The sequence below is a fragment of the Pseudomonas sp. F-14 TE3623 genome (assembly GCF_053629015.1).
This window is the reverse complement of the sequence record NZ_JBRJHM010000001.1, coordinates 2,151,817-2,175,210: the sequence shown is the minus strand read 5'-3', so window position 1 is coordinate 2,175,210 and position 23,394 is coordinate 2,151,817. Positions and strand designations below refer to the sequence as shown.

Sequence of the window (23,394 nt, the reverse complement as noted above, 5' to 3'; positions counted from 1 at the left end):
GAGGCTTGCCCGCGAATGACCGCTACGCGGTCGATGCTTTCGTTTCACCCGTGCTAAAGCCATCGCGCGCAAAGAAAAACTTCATTTTCACGCCCACATCTGGTACAAAGTCAGCCGCTCTGAGCGGGTGTCGTATAATGGCATTACTCCAGCTTCCCAAGCTGATAACGAGGGTTCGATTCCCTTCACCCGCTCCAATCGAATTTTTATCTCACGTCAGTTTTTGACGGGGGATGCAGGAACAGAAAAAAACCGGCCTTGATGGCCGGTTTTTTTGTGTCTGGGGTTTAGGGGCTTGCGCCAAGCCCTGCCACCTCTCAGATCTTGACGTTACCCGTCCCACATACTAGCGAATGCTATACTTCCTACGAATTGCATGAAGTGTGCAACGTACCCACGTGTACAGATACCGACTGCAAATCTCAGTTAGCGGCTGCAGGACAGAGGAGGTTCACAGCCAACACGAGATGGGAGGTGTGGCATGAATCGGCACTATTACATCAGTGACAATCTCGACGATCTCGAAGCCGTTGAAAATGAACTGGAAGCCAACGGCATCAATACCGAACAAATTCACGTGCTCAGTGAACAAGTTGCTGATGTTGAAGAACATCACCTCCACGAGGTTAACTCGTTAATGAAACAGGATGTTGTTCACTCTGGCGAGATTGGTGCTGTGGTCGGTGTGCCACTCGCGGCGCTGATCCTTGCCGGCGCCTATTGGATGGGCTGGACCGAATCCGCCGCAGGCTGGGTGCCTTTTATTTTCCTGGCCATTGTTATATTTGGCTTCTGCATCTGGGAAGGCGGCTTTTTTGGTATCCAGGTGCCGAACGCTCACTTCCGCAATTTTAAACAGATGGTAGAAGAGGGAAAACATATCTTCTTCGTGGATGTTGAACCGGATCAGGAACCAGTATTGGACCGGGTCATCGAACATCATCCAACGCTGACGGTCGCCGGCACGGGAACGGCAGCCCCCCACTGGACAGTGGCCTGGCAGCACAAATGGCATCAGTTCAAGCGAGTGATATCGGGTTAGCCCTGGAGACTCATGGCCATTCGGAGGCTGCTTATTGGCCGAAGGAAATGACCCGGCTGAGGAAAACATAGTCTGCCTCGGTGGCCATCAGTCCGACGAGCACCAGTAAACATAAAGGTGGCAACAATATGGCGTAGACCATGGTCAACCGTTCCCAGGCCATGTGCATGAAGATGGAGACAATTAAACCTGCCTTCAACAACATGAAAGTGATAATCAGGGACCACCGAAGGTAGCCATGGAAGTGGAAATAGTCGACAAGGTACGACAGCGTGCTGAGGACGAATAACAGCCCCCAGATTTTAAGGTACAAACTGATTGGATGTTGCTGACCCTGAGCATGTGCCATCACCGTGCTCCTCTACCATAAATAGAAGAAAGCAAAAATAAACACCCACACCAAATCCACGAAGTGCCAGTAGAGCCCGGCTATCTCGACGTTCTGATAGTTTCCGGAGCGCTCATAATCTCCCCGCATTACTTTCAGCGCCACAATACCGAGGTAGAGGGCGCCGATAGACACATGCAGTCCGTGGAAACCGGTAATCATGAAAAAGCTGGCACCAAATTGCGCCGCCCCCATGGGGTTCCCCCAAGGACGCACTCCTTCCGCGATGAGCTTGGTCCATTCAAATGCCTGCATGCCGACGAAGGTCACCCCCAAGGCAGCGGTCGCCAGCATCAGGGCAGCGGTTTTCGCGCGCTCACGGCGATAGGCGAAATTAACGGCCATGGCCATGGTGCCGCTGCTACTGATCAGCACAAAGGTCATGATCGCGATCAGAATAAGCGGGATTTCTTGACCGGCAATCGTCAATGCGAACACTTCACTGGGGTTCGGCCAGGCGGTGGTGATGGTCATGCGTACCGACATGTAGCCGGTTAAAAAACAGGTGAATATAAAAGTATCGCTGAGCAGGAATATCCACATCATCGCCTTGCCCCAAGGGACCTGCTTGAAGACCTCTTTATCCGAGGCCCAGTCGCTGGCGATGCCCTGCCATCCCGGTGCAGGCGGTGAGTCTGGGGGATTGGATGAACTGGATTCGCCTGGGGCGAGTGGGTGCGATGCCATGGCTTTTCACCTCAGGCCGCAGAATCTGGCGATCGCTTCATAGGTTTCCGGCGTGCTGGCCAGCAAAGCGAATAGCACGAACCAAAGACCCAGTAAGTAATGCCAATAAATGGTACAGAGTTCTACGCTGACGCTGAGTTGCGGCAACGGCACGCGACGCAGGAATTTAGCGACGATTATTCCCCAGGCTATCAGCCCGCCCAGCAGGTGGAGCCCATGCAGGCCGGTCAACAGGTAGAAGAAGCTGTTGGCCGGATTGCTGGCGACAAAGTAGCCCCACGCGACAAACTGCTGCCAGACCCAGAATTGCCCCACCAGAAAGGCAATGGCAAATACGCCCCCCAATGCAAAACCGATGACCGTTGCGTCCAGTCGAGCCTGTCGGGCGGCCATACGCGACCACTGCAGTGCTATGCAACTCAATACCAGAAAAGCCGAATTCAGCCATAGCTGCCAGAGATTGGCTAACGGCGCCAAGGGGTCTGTCAGGGGGAGCCAGTCGGCCATTTGTGAACGGGCAATAAAGGCGAACAGGAAGAGAAAGAATAACGAGCTCACCACGACCAGAAACAAGCGCAGGCCCGTTCTTGCGATTTGACTTCTATCAGCCTCGGTGGCCTGAATACCCCCAGGGTCGCGACTCCAACTGCCGCCGGGGTCAGCACCGTCGGCGTTTCTCAATAGCAGCCTTTTCATGTTTTAACGTCCGCTATCTTGGTTCCGGCACTCAGTTGCCGCATCTGCTCCAGCTCCTCGGCGGAGACCGTTTGCGGAACGAAATCCTGTTCTATCCCCGGCACACTGTAGTCATAGGCCCAGCGATGCACGACCGGCAGCTTCGCTCCCCAGTTACCGTGTATCGGCGGGGTGTTCGGCGTTTGCCATTCCAGACTGGCCGCGCCCCAGGGATTACTGCCTGCGGGCTTGCCCTTGAATGCACTCCAGGCCAGGTTGAACAGGAACAACAGCTGGGAAACACCGACGGTCAATGCGATCACCGTAATGAAGGCATTCAACTCTTGCGCCGACTGCGGGATGAACGCGTAGTTTTCATAGGCGTAGTAACGGCGTGGCATCCCCTGAAAACCGAGGTAGTGCATGGGAAAGAAGATGGCGTAGGTACCCAGAAAGGTAATCCAGAAATGCAGTTTGCCCAGGGTGTCGTTCAACATGCGCCCGGTTACTTTCGGGAACCAATGATAAATGCCGCCGAAGACCACCAGCACCGGTGCGACCCCCATGACCATATGAAAATGGGCTACGACGAAATAGGTGTCCGAGAGCGGAATATCCACGATCACATTGCCGAGAAACAACCCGGTCAGACCGCCGACCAGGAAGGTGACGATAAAGGCCAGGGCAAACAGCATCGGCACGGTCAGATGAATGTCGCCCCGCCACAGGGTCAGCACCCAGTTGTAGACTTTCAGTGCGGTCGGCACCGCGATGATCAAGGTGGTGACGGCGAAGAAAAAGCCAAAGTACGGGTTCATTCCGCTGACATACATATGGTGCGCCCAGACCACAAAGCTGAGTACGCCAATCGCAATAATGGCCCACACCATCATTCGGTAGCCGAAGATATTTTTACGCGCATGCGTGCTGATCAAGTCGGAGACCAGGCCAAACGCAGGGAGAGCAACGATGTAGACCTCCGGGTGGCCGAAGAACCAGAACAAGTGCTGGAATAATATTGGGCTGCCGCCCTGGTGATCGATCTGCTGCCCTAGCGAGATCATCGCCGGCATAAAGAAGCTGGTGCCCAACAGCTTGTCGAACAGCATCATGACCGCACTGACGAACAACGCCGGGAACGCCAGCAAGGCCATAATCGAGGCCATGAAGATTCCCCATACGGAGAGCGGCATGCGAAACAATGTCATGCCGTGCGTGCGCGCCTGCAACACCGTGGTGACGTAGTTCAACCCGCCCATGGTGGCTGCAACAATAAAAATCGCCAGTGAGACGAGCATCAGGACGATGCCCCACTCGACCCCCGGTGTTCCCTGAGAAATGGACTGTGGTGGATAGAGCGTCCAGCCAGAACCGGTGGGGCCGCCGGGGACAAAGAAACTGGAAAGCAACACCACTACCGCTAGCAGGTAGAACCAGTAACTCAGCATGTTGACATAGGGGAAGACCATGTCGCGGGCGCCCACCATCAGCGGGATCAGATAGTTACCGAAGCCACCCAGAAACAAGGCCGTCAGCAAGTAAATGACCATGATCATGCCGTGCATGGTCATCGCCTGATAGTAAGCACTGGCGTCCATGAACTCCAAAGCGCCGGGGAAGCCAAGCTGTATGCGCATCAAGCCGGACAACACCACGGCGATAACGCCCACGAATATAGCCGTCAAGGAATATTGAATGGCTATGACCTTGTGGTCCTGACTCCAGATATATTTGGTCAGGAAACTTTTGGGTTCGTGTAGTGCTTCTGTTTCGGCTTGCTCCGCATAGGCCATCACGTCATCCTCCTGTTCGAAGTTTCGGTGCATTCCTGGCTGCTTTACGGCTACTTCCCTGGCTCCGCCTTGCTCGCATCAGCGTCGGCTTTCGCTTTGGATTTGATAAAAGCGATCAGTGCGTTCAACTCCTGATCACTCGGCGCAAAGGCCGGCATGACGGCTGCGTAGCCTTTGACGATTTTGGCGCCGGGATTAAGAATCGAATCCTTTATATAGCCCTCCTCGGCCTTGATACTCGTACCGTCGGCAAGGGTTACGGTCTCGCCATAGAGACCCTGCCAGCTGGGGCCGACACCCTTGCTACCATCGACACTGTGACAGGCCAGACAGCCGAGCGACTCGGCCAGCCGCTGCCCCTGCGTCGCCAAGTCGTCACCTCTGTCCAACTTTTCGCTGGCAGAAGGTTCTTGCTGCGCGGCACCCAAAGATTTGATCAGGGCGACGACAGCACCCAGTTCATCTTCAGTGAGAGTATAGGCCACCATGACTGGCGGGTAGCCCTGTACCAGTCGGGCCTTCGGATCGAGGATCGACTCCTTCAGATAGGCCTCATCGACCAGTGCACTGGTGCCATCGGCAAACTGTTCAGTGCGACCGTACAGCCCCTTCCATCCAGGGCCGAGACGGGTACTGCCATCCTGGCTATGGCAGGCACCGCAACCGTATTGTTCGACCAGTAAGCGACCTTTTTCCAGCACGCTGTCCTGACTGGGTTTGGCAGCTGTCGTTAATGTCTGTGCAAAAGTCGGTTGGCTGCTCAGCCATTGATCGAAGGCGCCCTGCTCTTCCACGATCATCTGGCCGCGCATGTTGTAATGACCTACGCCACAATATTCAGCACAAAGGATTTCATATTTCCCGGTTTTAGTCGGCGTAAACCAAAAGTACGACACCATCCCCGGCACCATGTCCATCTTGCTGCGAATTTGCGGGATATAGAAGTTGTGCAGCACATCTTTAGAGCGCAGTAAAACTTTCACTGGCTGATCGAGCGGAAGGCGAACTTCATTGTTTTTTATAAGCACATCGTCCTGCCCAAGAGGATCTTTGGGATCAAGGCCGAGGGGATTGGTGAAATTAACAAACTTGATATCCGATTTACCCAGCTTGCCGTCCTGACCGGGAAAACGAAAGGCCCACTGCCACTGCTGGGCGACCACTTCAAGTTCATAAGCATTTTTCGGCACCCGGATAAAATCACTGTAAACCACCAGGCCTGGCGCCAACATTGCAGCGATACCTACCGAGGTCACGATAATCAACCATGTTTCCAGTTTTTTACTTTCTGGCTGATAGTGCGCCCTGGCACCCTCTTTGTGACGATAACGCATCACGGCTACCGCCATAAATACCGTGATGGCGATGAAAAATATCCCACTAATGATCAGGGTGATGAACAGGGTGGTGTCTATTGATCCCCAGTTGGAAGCTGCCGGTGTCGCATGCCAAGGCGCTAGAACATGGAACAGCACTGATGCAATAACGATTAGTATCAAGATAATTGCTATTGCCATTTTCTGTTCATCCTATTCCTGTTGTTCACTGGTTATGCAACAGCATCGCCACTGACGTCCAAGCAGGGCAGACAAGTACCATCCATTCCGACGGCAAAGTCCGCAAGAAGTATAGTGCATGGACGGATCAAGCGCTTTTTCTGAAAATTCCGGGGCCCGGATATTCCAATTCGAACATTAAGTTAATCGTTTAAAGCTATTCGCTACATATAACTATGGATATTCAGCATTACGTCTCTCGGGACTAAATAGGCGTGGCGAATTGACGTGGGTACAGCAAGCAAGGCCGAGTTGCCAGCTATACTCAATCCTGATGATGAGAAGAGACAAGAGCTACAGAGTCCAGCAGTCCACGACGGAGATTTCGTCATGAGTAACCTGACGATCGAAGGCTGGTGCAAACCCAGCGGCGCCCAAAAATCCACCCCGGTGGGTGAGATCAGCTTTGATGTCGATGGCCCCCTCCATCTGCGTCTGGAGCAAGCTGAAGAACGCCTACAGAAGACCCATGAGCCTGAAGCCATGGTTGATGTCGACATGAGCTCAATGGATTTGATCCTGCCAGAGGGATACGACCCCTTGTCCGACTGCCAAATGCGCGTCTACTTGCAGCACGGGCGCGGTCAGTTCCATTTGGTCGGGCATCGAGCGAGCGATGGAAGCTTGGTCTATACCAACGCGGTTTTGATTGATCAGCTGATTTAAAAGCTACAGCGTGATACTCGAGGGAACACAAGAGCCGGTCCGAAGTGGCCGGTTTTTTTATGCATGAAATTTGATCTCCCTCGCTCTCCAGCGCCTCGGCAAAACCCTGCAATACAGAAGCCGGCCTTGCCCAAGTTACGCCAAATGCCCTCCTAGACTCGTTTCATGCCGCTAACACCTCGGTGCTCAGGATGCATTGGTGGTTATAGTGTTGATTAGTGGATTTCAGTAGGTATAGTAACCACAAGCACACCACACGGAAGTGATGTGAATAGCCGGTTTTTGATAAGCCAAATCGTTGCAGATGGCTGGTATCTGGTACCAATCAAGGGAAGCCATCACCATTTCAAGCATCCGACCAAGCCAGGACTGGTAACGGTTCCTCCTCCGAAAAAGGATCTGCTCAAAAAAACGGCCATCAGTATTTTGCAACAGGCGCTGCTCTGACGAGCCGATGGACAGCGCCTTCGGAGGATGACGAACATGCTTTACCCAATTGCGATTTCCATGAGCGATGACGAACACGCCTGGGGTGTAGAAGTACCGGATATTCCGGGTTGTTTTTCCGCCGGCGAGGATCTGGATGACGCCATGGCCATGGCGCGCGAAGCCATCGAAGGCCATTTCGAAATATTGGCGGAAGACGGATCACCGATTCCGCCCGCCAACAAAGTGACCCTGCATGCGGCCAATCCGCAATACGCAGGGTGTACGTGGGCCGTGGTGGACATCGATGTCACCAAATACCTGGGCAAGGCCCAGAAACTCAACATCACCCTGCCCGGCTACCTGCTCAACCGCATCGATGAGTACGTACTGCATCATCCGGAAGAGAAGAGTCGCTCCGGGTTTCTGGCCTCGGCGGCGCTCAAGGTTTTGCAGCAGGGCTGATGGTTCGAAGGTTGGTCAACCAAAGGGACAAACAGCCAGGCATATCCCTTTGTAGGTCAGCGCGTCGCCACCATGAACAACCGCGGAAACGGCAACAGCACTGAACCATCGCTCAGTGCCGGATAGGCCCTCTCGATCGCCGTCAGATACTGCTCGAGATACTGCACTCGCTCCGCTTCATTCAGCGGCTCAAGAAAAGGCCGCAAACCGCTGCCCTTGAACCACTCGACAATGCCCGACGCGCCATCCGCGAGGGGATGATAGTAAGTGGTGCGCCATACATCGACCCGGGTGCAGTGGGCACGCAGCATCGAGTAGTAACCACCCGCATCCTCCATTTCCGTTCGCAGGCCAGCGACTCTTGCCAGTTTGTCAGCCCAAGGGCCGTTCGCTGCGACCTCGCGCATCAACCTGTGCGACGGTTCGTTGAGGTTGTCGGGCATCTGAATCGCCAGGCTACCGCCGGGAGCAAGCCTGGCCACCAATGACGGCAGCAACCGGGCGTGATCGGGCAGCCACTGCAATACCGCGTTGGCGAAAATCACGTCGAACGGACCGGTCTCGTTCCAGGTATCAATGTCAACCGTGTCGAAACGCAGGTGAGGCATGCGCTTGCGGGCGGCCTCGATCATATCGGGTGAACTGTCCACCCCTCGCACCGCGGCATTGGGAAAGCGCTGCACCAGCAACTCGGTGGAATTTCCCGGGCCGCAACCGATGTCGATTGCCGATTGGACGTCCATTGCGGGGATGACGGCCAGCAAGTCACGCGCCGGGCGCGTTCGCTCATCTTCAAAAGCTACGTATTGTTTGGCGGACCAACTCATATCGCTCTCCTGTCGGTGGTTATAGTCAGAGGCAGATAACCGGTTCGCTACGATACATTGACCGGTGTGCGCTGCCCTATCTCCACTTTTGGAGGCATAGGGATCTGAGTGAGCTTTCTCTTATCGCAAAATCATTGAAAGTGATAACCAAAAGCACCGTTCGTCGACCGAAGGCAAAAGCGATTTTGACAGTATAAAAATGGCATCTATAGTCCTACTCGCGGCCTGTTGGAAGGAACCCAACCCGTCATTTCAAGGCAAGGAGCAAGGCCAGCTCGTACCCCCGTGATCGAATGGGTTCCCCAGTAGTGTGTTCGCAACGGCCGCAAGGCAACAAGCGTTGTCGTACCTGGTAGGTAGCCAGGTAATCACTATGTTCAAAGGAGCTTTACTATGTCTCGAGTCACGGATGTACTTGTTTCGATCGACACCGAAACCATTCTGAAAAACTACCCGAACATCAGCAAAAACCCTGCTGCGCCAACGCTGATCGACGTCAGTCATGTATACATGGTGACCAATCAGAACAACGTGGTAAGTGGCCAGGCCGGTGGTGAGCTCAACTTGAAAGCCCAGGTGGGCGATCTGATTCGCTGGCGTGAAACCAGCCTGTCGCAGAGCTTCGAGACTGCGGTGATTTTCTACAAGTTCATCGGTAATGTAGGCAACGAGTTGATCTCCACACCCACGCCGCGCAAGGCTACCGCCTGCGTCGCCGTCCCTAACACCAGCAACCCATCGGTGCCTAGCTGCCAGAAAGTCGATAACCATTACTGGTCTTCGGAAACACTTTCGTGCGGCAGTGTGACCTATCACTTCCACTTTCTGATCGTGGATCGCGACTGCCAAATCGTCGGCTGCTGCTCGTGGGATCCGTTCATTACCATCCGCAACTGATGATGGGCCGGGCCCCTTGGCAACAAGGGGCCTACCGGGCTCGTTGCCGCCTCGGCTGGAATGGATTTCTTGCTTGAACCGAAGCGGCTATCGATATGCGTCAACATCATGAAAGGAATCCATGATGACTTCCGAACCGATTACCTCCCCTTCGGCGAGCGTCGTGACAGCCAATAATGTGCTGCTGATCGTCGATGCCGAATCGCTGCTGTCCCGTTATCCGCAACCCAGCCTTGAACCGCAAAACCCGACTGTGATTGAAGACGGCTTCATTTTCGCCATCAGTGGTACAACGACAACACAAAATGCTAAAAATGACAGTAAAATTACGCTAACAGCCAACGGACAAGTCTTTCATATCCGCGGCAGAACCGTCAGCCTGCTGGCCGAACACAGCGTTGTATTTCACAACATTTCGATGGGCGATACCGGGATTCTCTCGCCGCCCAAACTGGTCGTCCACGGCGAACAGACAGTCCCCGCGCCCGACCCATCCAACCCGACCCAACCGGGCAGCCACACGGCCGATGATCATTATTGGGAGTGCTCGCAACTGAGCACCGGCGTGGCGGCCTGCGAACTGAGCTTCATGCTGATTAACCAGCGCTGTGAAGCGTTGGGGTACTTCAGCTGGAAGACTGAGGTGACGCTGTCGGCGTGAATAGATAGATACAAAAAAACCAATGCCAGTTCAGGCGCGGAACCTGTGGGAGCGGGCTTGCTCACGAATGCGGTGTGTCAGGCGACATCAATATTGACTATGCCGACGTCTTCGCGTGCAAGCCCGCTCCCACATGGATTCGCACTTATTTCTTGTGGTGCAACGGTAGCAGCGACTCACCGCTACTTACTATCCGCCCCCTTCTCCTGCATCTGCACCGAAGACTTGGTGCCATCAGTATTGTCTTTAGTCTCGTTATCCGAGTTATCGAAGCAGCCCTGCAGCGCAAGCAGGCAGCAACAAAGGTAAAACGAGCGGGTGAGGTTCATGCTGTTCTCCAGTTTCAGGGGCTTGAAGTAGTGACCCATGTCGGTGGAAATGGTTGCGACTTTTTCGGCGCCGAGCGATGAGCACTGACAAAGGGTTCAGCGCACCGGCTTTTCATCCCGCAGGTAATATTCAGCAGAATTTTCGTTTTGCCCGTGCTGTCTGAAAATCAGGCGCATCCCTATAAGGAACACGGCAATGAAATTCGCAAAAATTGCACAGAAACTTTCCCTGTGGGCCGGCCTGCCCCGGACATTTCTGGGGGCGATCGTTCTGATTATCCTGTGGGGTTTGAGTGGACCGATTTTCCATTTCAACGATACCTGGCAGCTGATCATCAACACGTCGACCACCATCATCACCTTCCTGATGGTGTTCCTTATCCAGAACACCCAGAACCGCGACACGGATATTTTGCACTTGAAGATCGATGAGTTATTGCGAGTAACGAAAGAAGCGCAGAACGCGATGCTGGGGCTCGAATCGCTGGATCTCAAACAGTTGGAAGAATTGAGAAAGAAATATCGCCACCTCGGCGAGGGCGAAACGATTTCCCTGGACGGTACTGTCGTCCCGGAAACAAAGAAACAGGATGAATGAATGTTGACCCATGCCCCGCGGGTGACCAGCGACGTCACCCGCGCCATTGGTGCTAGCGACTGGCTTGCAGGGCCCTGGCCATTTGCAGATGGTTTTGCAGTTTGGGCAGGGTTTCTTCGGCGAACGCTTTGATTTGCGGCACGTCCGTGGTCTGCGCTTGTTGCTGAAGCTGCTCGATGGTCTGTTGGGTGGTTTTCACCTGACTGGCGGCATACGCCTGATCGAAAGACGCATCGTCCTTCACCTCTGGAATCAAGGCTTTGGCCTTATCCATCACCTCTTCGCGCGGTGCGACCGGTAAATCGAGTTGCTTGGCAATTTTCGCCAGATGCTGGTTGGCGGTGGTGAGGTCGTTGATCACCACGATGGTGTAATCCTTGACCTCTTTGGACTCGGTTTTCTGGTGCGCCAGGCGACTGGCTTCGATGTCGGCCATGCCTTTGGCCGATGCTTCATTGATGAATTCAGCGGCTGACTGGGCAAAGGCACTGTTGGCAAACAGGCCCAGTAACGTGACAAAACTGGCATTGCGTAAACGGGTGGCCATCCGGCTCATGGTCGCGCCCTCCTTCTTTGAAAATTCAAACGGGAGCTTGCGCCCCCGTCTTTTAATAAAACCACCTTCACTATTACCGGGATTTCTGACCACCTTTGCGGCCCATGCCGCCTTTCGCGGAGTCTTTATCAACGGTCGTCGTGGTGGTTTTCCCACCTTTGCGACCAGCTTCAGACGCCTTCGTTCGATCATGGGCACTACCCGGACTCGGATTTTTTGAAGTAGGCATGGTTTTCATCCTCTTGATGATGAGAGCAGCGAGCAGCCGCCCGCATAGAATAAGAATTTCCATAGCCAAAAAGGTTTAGAAAAACTGGCAACGCTGCGACGAACGGTGACGAGCTTTCAGGCCCCGAGACGCAGATGATGCTGGCGCTTGGCGCTGTACATCGCCTCATCGGCATGCCTGAACAGCTGGTTCTCTTCAGTGCCATGCTCGGGGTATCGCGCGACACCGATACTCGGCTGGATGTTCAGGCTATGCCCGTCCAGGCGCAGGGGCTGAACCAGTACCTGGCGGATTTTTCCCGCCACATTCTCGGCGTCTTCCGCGGCGTGGATGCTGTGCAACAACACGACAAATTCATCACCGCCGATACGCGCTACGGTGTCGGTTTCGCGCACGCAGCCCTTGAGCCGATTGGCGACCGCTTGCAGCAGCATGTCGCCGACCGCATGACCAAGGGTGTCGTTGACTTGCTTGAAGCGGTCGAGATCGACGTAGAGCAACGCCATTCGACCGGAGTCTTCCCGGGCCAGCGCCAGTGAGGCCTTGAGGCGTTCGCGCAGCAACTCGCGATTGGGTAACTGAGTCAGTTGGTCGTACTGGGCCATGCGCTGGAGCCGGGCATGCAATTGCTTGCGCTCGATAGCAGTCGCGACCTGAGCGCAAACATACTGCAGCAGTTCCTTGTCTTGCTCGGTGTAACGCTCGCCGCCCGGTACGCTTTTAACGATCAACGCGCCAATGGTGCCGTTGTTCTGCGAACTCAATGGCACGCCCAGCCAGCAGGGCGAATCCTGGCCCGCGACCAGCGCCGCAAAACCCGCCGGCGGATTGTCCTGATCCGGGGTCAGCAGAATCGGCAAGCCGCTGCGAATTACTTCACTGCAAAGACGCCCGGTCACAGTCCCGGGCTCCTCGGGTTGCGGTTCACGGTCGTCGACGTGATAGGGAAAATTCAGCTGCGCGCAGTGCTCGTCATACAGCGCCACGGAGAAATTCAACGCCGGGAGCCATTCGCCGATGATCGAATGGACGCGTTTGAACAGCGCCAGCAGATCTTCCGCCGCGTGGGCCGCCTCGGAGATTGCGTACAGCGCCGCTTGCCGGGACTCGGCCTGTTTGCGCTCGGTGATGTCGCGCGCCACGGCAATGCGCAGCTGATCGATCTCCGACCAGCGCGCCGACCAGAGAATATGCACCACCCGGCCATCCTTGCGCAGGTAACGATTTTCAAAGTTGAGCTTGGGCTCGCCCCCCATGATCTCCCGCGCGGCGTCGAGGGTGCGCTGTCTGTCGGCGGGATGCACCAGGTCGATCATCGGCTGGCCAATCAGCTCGTCGGGGGTGTAACCGAAAATGCGCTCGCAGGCCGCGCTGACAAATACGAAGCGACCTTGTTTATCCACCGCACAGACGGCGTCCAGCAAGAGGTCGATGTAGCTGGCCAGTGGTGCGGAATTTCTGGTTTCCATGATGCCGAGAGCGTGTCCGGACAATGCAACATTGAACAACCCTCCCTGACCGGTCATACGCCCGAGCGATGACTGTGCAGCTGACGCTTCCTTGCGATCAGCCTCAAGCCTTGTTCGTCACCAGCCCCGGCAGCGCATGCACCAGGGCATTAATGGCAAAACCGATGAACATTACCCCGCACAACCGCGTGATCACCAGTTCATGGCGTTGATACAACGTGCGCACCTGACGTGCACCGACGATGCCTATGAGGATAGCGTAGGCCATAAGGCCACCAATGAAGCTGAGGACGATCAACCACGGCAGCATCGACCAATGCAGCAATTCTGCACGGCTGGACAGCAGCGCAGTAAAGGTCGCCACCGCCACCGGGTATGCCTTGGGGTTGGTCAGACCGAACATGATGCCGTGCCAGAACGGCTGCCGCGCCGGCCCCTGAGGCGCCTCGACACTGCCCCGCCGAGCCCGAACCGCGCGCAGACCCAGCCAGAACAAGTAGAGCCCACTGAATACGCCCAGCACATCGAACGCTGTGCTGCCGATTTCCCGCGCACCGACAATCGCGATCAGCGCCGTGCTGCACCAGACCACGTCGCCCAGCAAATGCCCGCACAGAAATCCCGCTCCGGCCCGCCGACCGCGCGCCGCGCCGATGCCGAACACCGCCAGCACACCCGGCCCCGGCGTGATGCCATAAATGAAGCCCGAGGCGAGAACGGCCATTAGCAGCGATGGGGTCATGGGAATTCCTGTTGAAACGCCGGACGAATGGACGCAAGTCTATCTCAGGACCCCGAGCATCGACTCACTGATCGTCGAAGAACTTCATCCCCGCATACGGCCGTTGCCGACACGCCGCCAGCCGCGACGCCAGATCCCCGACATGCGCCTCAAGCTTGTGCCCGTCCGGGTCGAGAAAATAGAACGACGCGCCTTCGCTGCGGTTGTCTCGCCATTCCGGCACCTTGGCGGATCGCAGGTGTTCGACGAACAACGGAAAGTCCGTAGCGCCGATACTGAAGGCGTAATGGGTATAGTCAGCGGCGGGCGCGGACTCGCGCAGCGGATCGAGAGACAGGCACAGCCATAGACCGGGTAATGAGAGATAGGCACCGGTGTCCCACGTGGCTTCGAGCTGAAGTTGCAGCAGATCGCGATAGAACGCCACGCTGCGGTTCAGGTCGGTGACGGCGAGGGTCAGGTGGTTGAGGCCGGTTAGCATGTGTTTAGCAACCTTGAGGCTGGGTCCGACCGGAGCGTACAACTTAAACGTCCTTGAGCGTAGAACCACTAGTGCTTTGTTGCTGTGAGTCAGTCTTCGCGAGCAAGCCCGCTCCCACACTTGACCGAATTCCAAAGTTGGACACGGTTAAATGTGGGAGCGGGCTTGCTCGCGAAAGCGGTTTTCCTGACGCCGCAGATTTCAGAACTTATCGAGCGTGCGCAGCTTCTGCGGCAACCCCCACAGCAGCAACGCAGCGGCGATCAGCGCGGCGACGCCGATGACGTACAGGGCCGGGGTGGTGCTGCCGGTCAGGTCCTTGATTCGCCCGACCATGACCGGGCTGACGATCCCACCGAACTGGCCAAGGGTGTTGATCACCGCGATTCCGCCAGCGGCACCTGCGCCGGCACCGGCCAGCAGTTTCGGCGGCAAGGTCCAGAAGCTCGGGATGGAGGCGATGATCCCGGCACCGAGCAAGCCCAGGGCGACAATCAGGAAAGTCGTATGGTTAGCGAAGATCCCTGCGCTGAAGAACCCCACCGCGCCTACCGCCACCAGACCTGCGACAAACTTGCGCCGCTCACCGGTGGCATCGGACAACCGCCCGATCACCACCATGCTGATGGCGCCGCAGACATAGGGAATGGCGGTCAGCAAGCCGATCATCACCGGACTCTCGGTGCCGGCACTGCGGATCAGTTGCGGTGCCCAGAAATTCAAGCCGTAGGACGCTACCTGAATCAGAAAGTAAATCAGCCCCAGCATCAGGAAACCCGGAATCCGCAAGGCTGCCAGCAAGGAACCGCCGCTCTTGTGCGGTTCGTGGTGAGCGATACGGCTGGCGAGCAGTTTCTTCTCCGACGACGTCAGCCAATGGGCGTCTTCGATGCGGTCCTTGAGCAAGGTCAGCACCAACAAACCGAGGCCGATGCAAGGCACTCCACCGAGCAGAAACAGCCAATGCCAGCCGCGCATATCAAGGAAGCCATCAAGGTGTTGCAGCACCAGCCCGGAGAACGGTGCGCCAACCAGCCCGGCAAACGCCGACGCGAGAAACAGCATCGAGGTTATGCGCCCGCGATAGTGCTGCGGAAACCACAGTGTCAGGTAATACAGCACGCCGGGCGCGAAACCCGCCTCCATCGCACCGATCACGAAGCGCAAGGCGTAGAACTGCCATTCGCTGTTGACGAAGACCATGGCCGCCGTGGCGACACCCCAGGACATCATGATCCGGGCGATCCAGCGCCGCGCACCGACCTTGTAGAGCATCATGTTGCTCGGCACTTCGAAGATCACGTAACCGACCACAAACAGCCCGGCACCGAGGCCGTAAGCGGTGTCGCTCAGGCTCAGGTCGGCCTGCAACTGGAACTTGGCGAAGCTGATGTTGATGCGGTCGAAAAACGCGAACAGGTAGCACACCATGATCAGCGGCATCAGTCGCCAGGCGACTTTGCGGACCAGGGCTTTTTCGGCGTCGTGGCTAACGGACGGGCTCGCGCCCGCCTCCAGTACATTGAGGCTCATAGTGTTTCTCCAGATGGACTTCACGAGGGAGTCCCGATTGTTTTTGTTGTCTGGTTTAAGTGATCTGTGTGGGTGCTTTATGTGGGAGCGGGCTTGCTCGCCAAAGCGGTCTAACACTCAACATTGATGGTGACTGACACGCCGCCTTCGCGAGCAAGCCCGCTCCCACAGGGTGTTCGGTGTGTTCAGGTGGGTGTCGGGTGCAGGTCGCAATTGCGTCCGGCCTTGGCGAGTTGCCCGGGCACTTCGTGGCCCAACAATGCGGGTAACCCTCGGGACAACTTCAGCAACAACGGCAGATCGATGCCGGTGTGAATACCGATTTCATCGCACAGGTTGACCAGATCTTCAGTGCAGATATTGCCCGAAGCACCCGGCGCAAACGGGCAACCGCCAAGGCCGCCGAGGGCCGCATCGAAACGACGGGCACCGGCCTCATAGGCGGCCAGGACGTTGCACAAACCGAGGCCGCGAGTGTTGTGAAAATGCAGGGTCAGATCTGCCGACGAAACCCGCTGCAAGACTTTGCGCACCAGCCGATCGATCTGACGCGGATTGGCCATGCCGGTGGTGTCGGCCAAGGTAATGCCCTGAATCCCGAGCTCCTGATAAGCCTCGACGATTTGCAGCACTCGGTCCTCATCGATCCTGCCCTCGAACGGGCAGCCGAAGGTCGTGGCGATGCTGCCGTTGAGCCGCACCTGCGTGCCGCGAACGAATTCGACGATCTCGCCAAACGCCGCCAATGACGCCTCGCAGCGCATCCGCATATTCGCCAGGTTGTGGGTCTGGCTGGCGGACATCACCAGGTTCAGCTCATCGGCCCCCGAGTCCAGCGCTCGTTGTGCGCCTTTGAGGTTGGGGATCAATGCGACATAGATCACGCCTGGCCGTCGGGCGATGCCCTTGAACACTTGCTCGCCATCACGTAGCGCCGGAATGGCTTTGGGCGAAACAAACGAGCCCGCTTCGATGCGGCTGAACCCCACCAGCGACAACTGATCGATCAGCGAAATCTTGTCGACGGTTTCGACCCAGGTCGGCTCGATCTGCAAGCCGTCACGAGGGGAGACTTCCTGAACGATCAGGGTCTGGGAATAATCAGTGATCATTGCACCACCCCTTCAGCTTTCAGCCGTTCGATGTCCTGGTCAGTCAGGCCCAGCCCCGCGAGGATGTCGTCGGTGTGCTGACCCAGACTCGGTCCCGACCAGTTCACGCCGCCGGGGGTCTCGGACATTTTCGGTACGATGCCCGGCATCTTCACCGTGGCACCACCGGGCAGTTCGGCGCTGAGCAGCATGCCCCGCGCCTGATAGTGAGGATCGGCGACGATATCAGCCACCGAATAGATGCGCCCGGCCGGGACTTCGGCAGCTTCCAACGCCGACAGCACTTCGTCGATAGGTAGGCTGCTGGTCCAGTGAGTGATGGCGGCGTCGAGCACATTACTTTTGGCGGCGCGGCCATCGTTATGCGCAAACTCCGGCGCTTCGGCCAGATCGACCCGACCGATCACCGCCATCAGGCGCTTATAGATCGGGTCGCTGTTACCGGCGATCACCACGTAAGCGCCGTCGGCGGTCAGATAAGTGTTGGACGGCGCGATACCCGGCAATGCCCCGCCGCTGCGCTCACGAACATGACCCAGCATGTCGTATTCCGGCACCAGGCTTTCCATCACGTTGAATACGCTTTCGGCCAAAGACACATCGACCACCTGCCCGCCGCCCTGCCCTGTCTTGACTCGCAGCAGCGACATCAAGGCGCCGATCACCGCATGCAGCGAAGCCAGCGAATCGCCGAGACTCACACCCACTCGGGCGGGCGGTGAACCGGGGGTGCCGGTGGTGTAGCGAATCCCGCCCATGGCCTCGCCGATTGCACCGAAACCCGGGCGATCACGGTACGGGCCGGTCTGGCCATAACCGGAAATACGCACCAGCGTCAGGTTGGGATTGAGAGCATGCAACACGTCCCAGCCCAGGCCGAGTTTTTCCAGGGCGCCGGGGCGCAGATTTTCGATCAGCACATCGGCGTCGGTCGCCAGTTGCTTGACCAGCTCGATGCCTTCGGGGGATTTCAGATTCAGCGCAAGGGACTTCTTGTTTCGCGATTGCAAGTACCACCACAACGAAGTGCCTTCGTGCAGCTTGCGCCATTTGCGCAGGGGATCGCCCTGGCCCATGGCTTCGATCTTGATCACTTCGGCGCCGAACTCGGCGAGCATGCGTGCTGCGAACGGCGCGGCAATCAGTGTGCCTATCTCGATCACTTTGATTGCACTCAAGGGGGCAGTCATCGCGGGGTACCTCTTGTTCTTGGAATATGAGCCAAGGCTAGAGGACCGAGGGGCAAGGAATCCAACCTTCAGTTGGCAACGACCGTTCGCGAAACGCGAATGCTCGGCAGCAGAATTGCCGCGACCTTAAGTCCGCCATCGCGAGCAGGCTCGCTCCCACAGGGGATTTGTGAACACCGAAGATCAACTGTGGGAGCGAGCCTGCTCGCGATGAGGCCGGCCCATTCAATAGAGAACTGTCAGGCCTGACCGCGCAACTGCTCAAACAACATCCGGCTCACCGGCGACAGCCTCGCTTCATCGCGCACCACCAGAATCAACGCACGATCCGACCAGTCATCCGTCAGCGGCACCGCGTGCAAACCCAACGCCCGACCAAACAGTTCATAGGCCTTTTGCGGCAGGATGCCGATGCCCATGTTGGCCTGGACCATCCGGCACATGGCATCGAACCCCGGCACATGAATCCGCAGCCTCAGCACCTTACCGGCCTTGCGCGCGGCCGCATGGGTGCGCCTGTTGATGGAACTGGCGGCGTGCAAGCCGACGTAATCACTGCCCAGCGTGTCGGCAAAAGCCAGGGTCGAACGAGTCGCCAACGGATGATCGGACGGCATCAACACCATCAGTTTGTCCCGGCGATAAAGAACACTGTGCAGACCTTTGACGTCACTGTCGCTGGAGCAGATCCCAAGGTCCGCGACGCCATCAAGCACGCCCTGAATCACCCCGCTGCTGGGGCGTTCTTCGAGGTCGGTCTTGACCTGCGGATGGCGCTCGGAAAAGTCCCGCAAGTCTTCAGGCAGGAACTGAATGATCGCCGACAGGTTGGCGAGCATTCGCACATAACCGCGTACACCGTGGCTATGCTCGCCCAGCTCAAGACCCATTTTCTCGACGTTGAACAGCATCTGCCGGGCGTGGTGCAGCAGGGTTTCACCGGCCGGCGTCAAGGTCATGCCCTTGGCCTGGCGCACGAACAGGCTGATGCCCAGCGCCTCCTCCAACTCCATCAAGCGCTTGCTGGCCGCCGACACCGCGATCGATTCGCGAGCAGCGGCACGGGTCAAGGTGCCCTCTTCATGGACGGCCACAAACAGTTGGAGAGTGATCAGGTCGAGGCGGCGGATCAGGCTTTTTTGCAGCATGGGAGGGCTCGATGATTTCGGTTCGACTAAGTCGGCAGGATAGCCCGGTTTCGTTTCGTCCCCGCGATCCAATTACCCGACAGCACTTCAGGGCAGTTCACCGCACTCTGGAATTCCATCGCGTTGAAGGAAAAGCTTTACGTTAATATCCGCCAGGTTTTTTTCACTTCGGCAGTGTTTTCCCCGGTGGTCGCACAAGGCAAGGCAGCCATCAGAATCACGTTGCGCGCCGACATGGAGACGACGCTGATACGCCATTTCTGCGAACTCATCAGCGAGCTTTTACGCACTCACGGCCGGGACATCGGCAGCTGAAACTCAGGGAAGATCAAATGAAGAGCAGCACCACCCTCCTCATCACCTGCTGCACGGTTTTTCTCGCTCAATTGGGCATGAGCATTTATCTGTCGGCGCTGCCGGAAATTGCCCGGGATTTAACCGCCGATGCCTCGCAGGTTTCATGGGGGCTGGCGGTGTATCTGATAGGCATGGCGCTGCCGATGCTGTTCTGGGGCAGCCTCGGTCAGCGCATTGGCCGCAAACCGGTGCTGCTCGCGGCACTCGGTATCTATGGGGTGGGCAACCTGGCCCTGCCGCTGGGCCAGACGCTGGAGTCATTCCTGTTTTTTCGACTGATTCAGGGTGTAGGCGCCAGCGGAATTTCGGTCATGGCCCGAGTGCTGATCCGCGACAGCTTTCACGGCGACCTGCTGGCCAAGGCATTGTCCTGGATATCGATTTCCTTTGTGGTGGCGCTGGGTATCGGCCAATACCTGGGGTCGATTATCCAGGTGGCGCTGGGTTGGCCGATGATCTTCTACTTGTTGGGTGGCGTAAGCCTGTCGATGGCGGTGGTGGTGGCCCGACTCACGTTCCCGGTGCTGGCAGCAGAGAACACACTGTCATCCGCCTGGACGAGTTACTGGCACATTCTGGGTCATCGGGGCTTCCTGTTGCCGGCCCTTGTCGGCGGCTTGGGGTACGGGGTGATCGTCGCATTCAACACCGCGGCGCCGTTGATTCTGCAAGGCCCCTTCAACTGGTCGGCAGTGGAATACGGATTGTTGGGTTGGCCAATCAGCGCGGCCTATTTTCTCGGGGCTGTGGCGGTCAATCGCTTTGTGTTGCGCACCGGTCAGCGCCATCTGATGACGGCAGGCGTTGGGCTGGTACTGGCGGGCTGCGCAGTCATGTTGCTGGGTAGCATCGCCGGTACGTCGATAGCGCTGCTGTTCTGGTTGCCCTATTGTTTTGCGGTGTTTGGCCAGTCGCTGAATTACCCGATCAGCCTGTCCCTGGCCAACGAAGGTTCGCCGGTTGGCGGTGCTTATGCGATGGCATTGAGCGGTTTCATTCACCAACTGATGGCCGCCACTATCGGCGGTATCGCCAGCCTGATAGCGAGCCAGCAGGCATGGCCATTGTCGCTGTTATGCACCTTGCTGGCCGTGGGCGCGCTGCTTTGCGTAGTGTTCGCGCCCGGCCGTCGAACCACTTAGAACGCGTTGCGGAAAATCTCCTCGATCTGCCGCTGATCCGCCTTCCGTGGATTGGTCAGTCCACAGGCGTCTTTCAAGGCATTGGTGGCAAGCACCGGAATGTCGTTGAGCCGGGCACCGAGCTCGCGTAAACCGGCGGGGATTTCCACGTCCTTGGCCAGGTTGCGAATGGCCGCGATGGCTGCCTGAGCGCCCTCTTCCGGGCTGAACCCGCGAATGTCGGCGCCCATCGCGCGGGCAACATCGGTCAGGCGGTCGGCGCAGACCAGCGCGTTGAAACTTTGCACATGAGGCAGCAACACCGCATTGCACACGCCATGGGGCAAGTCGTAGAAACCGCCCAACTGGTGGGCCATTGCGTGAACGTAGCCAAGGGACGCGTTGTTGAACGCCATACCCGCCATGAACTGCGCGTAAGCCATGTTTTCCCGCGCGATCATGTCACTGCCGTCGCGTACGGCCAGACGCAGGTTATTGCTGATCAAAGTGATGGCTTTCAGCGCACAGGCATCGGTAATCGGGTTGGCCGCCGTGGAGACGTAGGCTTCGATGGCGTGGGTCAGAGCGTCCATGCCAGTGGCGGCCGTCAGGCTCTTGGGCATGGCGACCATCAGCGCCGGATCGTTGACTGACAGCAGCGGTGTGACGTTGCGATCGACGATGGCCATTTTCACGTGACGGGACTCGTCGGTGATGATGCAAAAACGGGTCATCTCGCTGGCGGTACCGGCGGTGGTGTTGATCGCGATCAACGGCATTTGCGGTTTGGCCGACTGATCGACACCTTCGTAGTCACGAATTGTCCCACCGTTTGTGGCGCACAACGCGATGCCCTTGGCGCAGTCGTGAGGCGAACCGCCGCCCAGCGACACCACGAAATCACAGCGACTTTCCTTGAGCAGGCCCAGGCCAAGTTCGACGTTGGCGATGCTCGGATTCGGCTTGGCGCCGTCGAAGATCACCGAGTCGATGTCCTGGATCGCCAGTTTCTCGGCAATCATCGTTGCCACGCCAGCCTTGGCCAGCCCGGTGTCGGTGACGATCAGCGCCTTGCGAAAACCATACTTGCGAATGGCGTCCATGGCTTCGTCGAGGCAACCGGTGCCCATGATGTTCACAGCGGGGATGAAAAACGTACTGCTCATGCGCGAGTCTCCTGGCTGAAGCCGAATCAACAGCACCGATCCGGCGGGTGCGCACAGGATCGACCCATTAGTCGCGCGGTAACTTGATCTGGCTCAAGTCCGGGTCGTGATAAAGTCGCCGTCCATCAGACCTTTTGCTTTGAGACAACGAACGCAATGACCGATTTCCAGGATGTCGATGCCCAACTTGAAGACTGGAACGCCTTGCGCACCACCGCCTCTTTCGGCGGCCTGCTGGTGGGTAACGGTGCCAGTCGTGCGGTATGGGACGACTTCGGCTATGACTCGCTGTTCGAAAACGCCCGCACGGTTGAAGAAAAGCCTCTGAGCCAATCCGAACTGAGCGTGTTCGACGCGATGCAAACGCGCAGTTTCGAACAAGTGCTTGGGGCGCTGAAAACCACCAGCCGGGTCAACAAGGCGTTGGCCGTCAGCTCTGCCGCGCCGCGCAACCGCTATTACGCGATCAAGGAAGCGCTGATCAACACCGTGCATGCGGTGCATATCCCTTGGCGATTGGTGGTGCCCTCGACGCTGGCGACGATCAATCAGGAACTGGGCAGCTATCGAACGGTGTTCACCACCAATTACGACTTGCTCAACTACTGGGCAATCCAGCACCGGCCTGACGCTATTACCGATCTGTTTCAAGGCACCGAGCCGCGCTTTGATCTGAGCATCACCGCGACAGACAAAACCCGGCTGCTGTACCTGCACGGCGGCCTGCATCTGGTGCGCAATCAGGACGGCACAGCGCGCAAATTGATGTCGACCGAAGGTACGTTGCTGGGCAGTTTCGCCATCAACAATACTATCAAGACCCTCGATGACGTGCCGCTGTTCGTCACCGAAGGTCCGACCCAGGACAAGCTCAAAACCATTCGCAGCTCGGATTACCTGTCGTTCTGCTACGACCAGTTACTGGGCCATGGCGATGGGCTGTGCATCTTCGGACACGCCCTTGGCGAGCAGGACAGTCACATCATTCATGCATTGCGCCAGGCGAAGCCGAAGACAGCGGCGATCTCGATTTACCCGCGCAGTAAAGCGTTCATCCAGCATCAGAAGCGGCATTACACGAAGGTGTTTGAGGGGACGGGAGTGGCGCTGCGGTTTTTTGATTCGAAGACGCATGCGCTCGGTAGTCCCAAGCTGACCGTACCGGTCGAGGTTTAGCGGCGCCCGCCGAACCTATGTGGGAGCGGGCTTGTTCGCGAAGGGGGCTTAACATTCAATGAAGATACTGAATGTCAGACCGCTTTCGCGAGCAAGCCCGCTCC

The 23,394-nt window shown here is 57.2% G+C and carries 26 protein-coding genes, 1 tRNA gene and 1 pseudogene; 12 read left to right on the top strand and 16 right to left on the bottom strand.

Annotated elements, in window-relative coordinates:
• The first annotated feature begins 123 nt into the window (after window positions 1-123).
• Both AB7M29_RS09875 and AB7M29_RS09870 read left to right on the top strand, forming a co-directional pair.
• Window positions 124-197, top strand: a tRNA-Gly gene (locus AB7M29_RS09875).
• A 284-nt stretch (window positions 198-481) separates the two neighbouring features.
• A complete protein-coding gene (locus AB7M29_RS09870; RefSeq protein ID WP_454246776.1) occupies window positions 482-1,042 on the top strand; it encodes a magnesium transporter in 561 nt (186 codons plus the stop codon).
• 31 nt (window positions 1,043-1,073) lie between these two features.
• Here the strand turns inward: AB7M29_RS09870 and AB7M29_RS09865 are convergent, their stop codons facing one another.
• From AB7M29_RS09865 to AB7M29_RS09845, 5 genes are read right to left on the bottom strand one after another with little or no spacing between them, the layout of a single operon-like run.
• Complete coding sequence (locus AB7M29_RS09865) at window positions 1,074-1,391, bottom strand: cytochrome C oxidase subunit IV family protein (protein WP_030132679.1); 318 nt, start codon at window positions 1,389-1,391, stop codon at window positions 1,074-1,076.
• A 12-nt stretch (window positions 1,392-1,403) separates the two neighbouring features.
• The gene (locus AB7M29_RS09860; RefSeq protein ID WP_123721971.1) at window positions 1,404-2,117 is read right to left on the bottom strand and encodes a heme-copper oxidase subunit III family protein; all 714 of its coding nucleotides are present in this window, start codon (window positions 2,115-2,117) and stop codon (window positions 1,404-1,406) included.
• A 6-nt stretch (window positions 2,118-2,123) separates the two neighbouring features.
• Window positions 2,124-2,813, bottom strand: coding sequence for a cytochrome c oxidase subunit 3 (locus AB7M29_RS09855; RefSeq protein WP_217856625.1), 690 nt, complete (start codon window positions 2,811-2,813; stop codon window positions 2,124-2,126).
• Complete coding sequence (ctaD, locus tag AB7M29_RS09850) at window positions 2,810-4,585, bottom strand: cytochrome c oxidase subunit I (RefSeq protein WP_454248706.1); 1,776 nt, start codon at window positions 4,583-4,585, stop codon at window positions 2,810-2,812. The genes AB7M29_RS09855 and ctaD overlap by 4 nt, the downstream gene beginning before the upstream one ends.
• A 50-nt stretch (window positions 4,586-4,635) precedes the next feature.
• Complete coding sequence (locus AB7M29_RS09845; protein WP_454246775.1) at window positions 4,636-6,102, bottom strand: c-type cytochrome; 1,467 nt, start codon at window positions 6,100-6,102, stop codon at window positions 4,636-4,638.
• A 369-nt stretch (window positions 6,103-6,471) separates the two neighbouring features.
• Here AB7M29_RS09845 and AB7M29_RS09840 point away from each other — a divergent pair, with 369 nt between their 5' ends.
• From AB7M29_RS09840 to AB7M29_RS09830, 3 genes are all read left to right on the top strand, one after another.
• Window positions 6,472-6,807: a hypothetical protein gene (locus AB7M29_RS09840; protein WP_217856627.1), complete on the top strand. Its 336-nt coding sequence runs from the start codon at window positions 6,472-6,474 to the stop codon at window positions 6,805-6,807.
• Between the two features lie 267 nt (window positions 6,808-7,074).
• A complete protein-coding gene (locus AB7M29_RS09835) occupies window positions 7,075-7,254 on the top strand; it encodes a type II toxin-antitoxin system HicA family toxin (protein ID WP_217856628.1) in 180 nt (59 codons plus the stop codon).
• Between the two features lie 36 nt (window positions 7,255-7,290).
• The gene (locus AB7M29_RS09830) at window positions 7,291-7,698 is read left to right on the top strand and encodes a type II toxin-antitoxin system HicB family antitoxin (protein ID WP_217856629.1); all 408 of its coding nucleotides are present in this window, start codon (window positions 7,291-7,293) and stop codon (window positions 7,696-7,698) included.
• 56 nt (window positions 7,699-7,754) lie between these two features.
• Here the strand turns inward: AB7M29_RS09830 and tam are convergent, their stop codons facing one another.
• The gene (tam, locus tag AB7M29_RS09825; RefSeq protein WP_454246774.1) at window positions 7,755-8,525 is read right to left on the bottom strand and encodes a trans-aconitate 2-methyltransferase; all 771 of its coding nucleotides are present in this window, start codon (window positions 8,523-8,525) and stop codon (window positions 7,755-7,757) included.
• Between the two features lie 393 nt (window positions 8,526-8,918).
• Between tam and AB7M29_RS09820 the strand changes: the two genes are divergently transcribed.
• The 4 genes from AB7M29_RS09820 to AB7M29_RS09805 all read left to right on the top strand — a co-directional run bounded on the left by AB7M29_RS09820 (window position 8,919) and on the right by AB7M29_RS09805 (window position 11,010).
• A complete protein-coding gene (locus AB7M29_RS09820) occupies window positions 8,919-9,422 on the top strand; it encodes an inclusion body family protein (RefSeq protein WP_052964793.1) in 504 nt (167 codons plus the stop codon).
• Between the two features lie 124 nt (window positions 9,423-9,546).
• Window positions 9,547-10,083, top strand: a complete 537-nt coding sequence (locus AB7M29_RS09815; protein WP_217856800.1) for an AidA/PixA family protein — start codon at window positions 9,547-9,549, stop codon at window positions 10,081-10,083.
• 74 nt (window positions 10,084-10,157) lie between these two features.
• Window positions 10,158-10,493 carry a hypothetical protein gene (locus AB7M29_RS09810; RefSeq protein WP_454248767.1) on the top strand — a complete coding sequence of 112 codons (336 nt, stop codon included), beginning with the start codon at window positions 10,158-10,160 and terminating at the stop codon, window positions 10,491-10,493.
• Between the two features lie 115 nt (window positions 10,494-10,608).
• Window positions 10,609-11,010, top strand: a complete 402-nt coding sequence (locus AB7M29_RS09805) for a low affinity iron permease family protein (RefSeq protein WP_217856633.1) — start codon at window positions 10,609-10,611, stop codon at window positions 11,008-11,010.
• Window positions 11,011-11,062: 52 nt separating this feature from the next.
• On the opposite strand, the gene AB7M29_RS09800 is transcribed toward AB7M29_RS09805, so the two are convergent.
• From AB7M29_RS09800 to AB7M29_RS09760, 9 genes are all read right to left on the bottom strand, one after another.
• Window positions 11,063-11,566, bottom strand: coding sequence for a DUF4142 domain-containing protein (locus tag AB7M29_RS09800; protein ID WP_052964796.1), 504 nt, complete (start codon window positions 11,564-11,566; stop codon window positions 11,063-11,065).
• Between the two features lie 73 nt (window positions 11,567-11,639).
• Window positions 11,640-11,795, bottom strand: a complete 156-nt coding sequence (locus AB7M29_RS09795; protein ID WP_008014777.1) for a KGG domain-containing protein — start codon at window positions 11,793-11,795, stop codon at window positions 11,640-11,642.
• 116 nt (window positions 11,796-11,911) lie between these two features.
• On the bottom strand, window positions 11,912-13,264 hold the full coding sequence (locus AB7M29_RS09790; RefSeq protein WP_217856634.1) for a sensor domain-containing protein: 1,353 nt from the start codon (window positions 13,262-13,264) through the stop codon (window positions 11,912-11,914).
• Window positions 13,265-13,367: 103 nt separating this feature from the next.
• Window positions 13,368-14,006, bottom strand: coding sequence for a LysE family translocator (locus AB7M29_RS09785; RefSeq protein WP_217856635.1), 639 nt, complete (start codon window positions 14,004-14,006; stop codon window positions 13,368-13,370).
• 64 nt (window positions 14,007-14,070) lie between these two features.
• Entirely contained in the window at window positions 14,071-14,487 is a 417-nt protein-coding gene (gene fos / locus AB7M29_RS09780; RefSeq protein WP_454246773.1) for a fosfomycin resistance glutathione transferase, read from the bottom strand.
• Between the two features lie 201 nt (window positions 14,488-14,688).
• Window positions 14,689-16,020, bottom strand: a complete 1,332-nt coding sequence (locus AB7M29_RS09775) for an MFS transporter (protein ID WP_050682197.1) — start codon at window positions 16,018-16,020, stop codon at window positions 14,689-14,691.
• Between the two features lie 185 nt (window positions 16,021-16,205).
• On the bottom strand, window positions 16,206-17,132 hold the full coding sequence (locus tag AB7M29_RS09770) for a hydroxymethylglutaryl-CoA lyase (protein WP_217856637.1): 927 nt from the start codon (window positions 17,130-17,132) through the stop codon (window positions 16,206-16,208).
• Entirely contained in the window at window positions 17,129-18,322 is a 1,194-nt protein-coding gene (locus AB7M29_RS09765) for a CaiB/BaiF CoA transferase family protein (protein WP_217856638.1), read from the bottom strand. The genes AB7M29_RS09770 and AB7M29_RS09765 overlap by 4 nt, the downstream gene beginning before the upstream one ends.
• Before the next feature lie 239 nt (window positions 18,323-18,561).
• Window positions 18,562-19,470 carry a LysR family transcriptional regulator gene (locus AB7M29_RS09760; protein ID WP_217856639.1) on the bottom strand — a complete coding sequence of 303 codons (909 nt, stop codon included), beginning with the start codon at window positions 19,468-19,470 and terminating at the stop codon, window positions 18,562-18,564.
• A gap of 159 nt (window positions 19,471-19,629) precedes the next feature.
• Between AB7M29_RS09760 and AB7M29_RS09755 the strand changes: the two are divergent.
• Both AB7M29_RS09755 and AB7M29_RS09750 read left to right on the top strand, forming a co-directional pair.
• Window positions 19,630-19,785: pseudogene (locus AB7M29_RS09755) on the top strand (aminotransferase class I/II-fold pyridoxal phosphate-dependent enzyme); the annotation flags it as partial.
• A gap of 17 nt (window positions 19,786-19,802) precedes the next feature.
• Window positions 19,803-20,969, top strand: coding sequence for a multidrug effflux MFS transporter (locus AB7M29_RS09750; protein WP_454246772.1), 1,167 nt, complete (start codon window positions 19,803-19,805; stop codon window positions 20,967-20,969).
• Here AB7M29_RS09750 and yiaY read toward each other — a convergent pair.
• On the bottom strand, window positions 20,966-22,114 hold the full coding sequence (gene yiaY / locus AB7M29_RS09745) for an L-threonine dehydrogenase (protein WP_217856641.1): 1,149 nt from the start codon (window positions 22,112-22,114) through the stop codon (window positions 20,966-20,968). The genes AB7M29_RS09750 and yiaY overlap by 4 nt on opposite strands.
• Before the next feature lie 156 nt (window positions 22,115-22,270).
• Between yiaY and AB7M29_RS09740 the strand changes: the two genes are divergently transcribed.
• Entirely contained in the window at window positions 22,271-23,290 is a 1,020-nt protein-coding gene (locus tag AB7M29_RS09740; RefSeq protein ID WP_454246771.1) for a DUF4917 family protein, read from the top strand.
• Window positions 23,291-23,394: the final 104 nt, after the last annotated feature.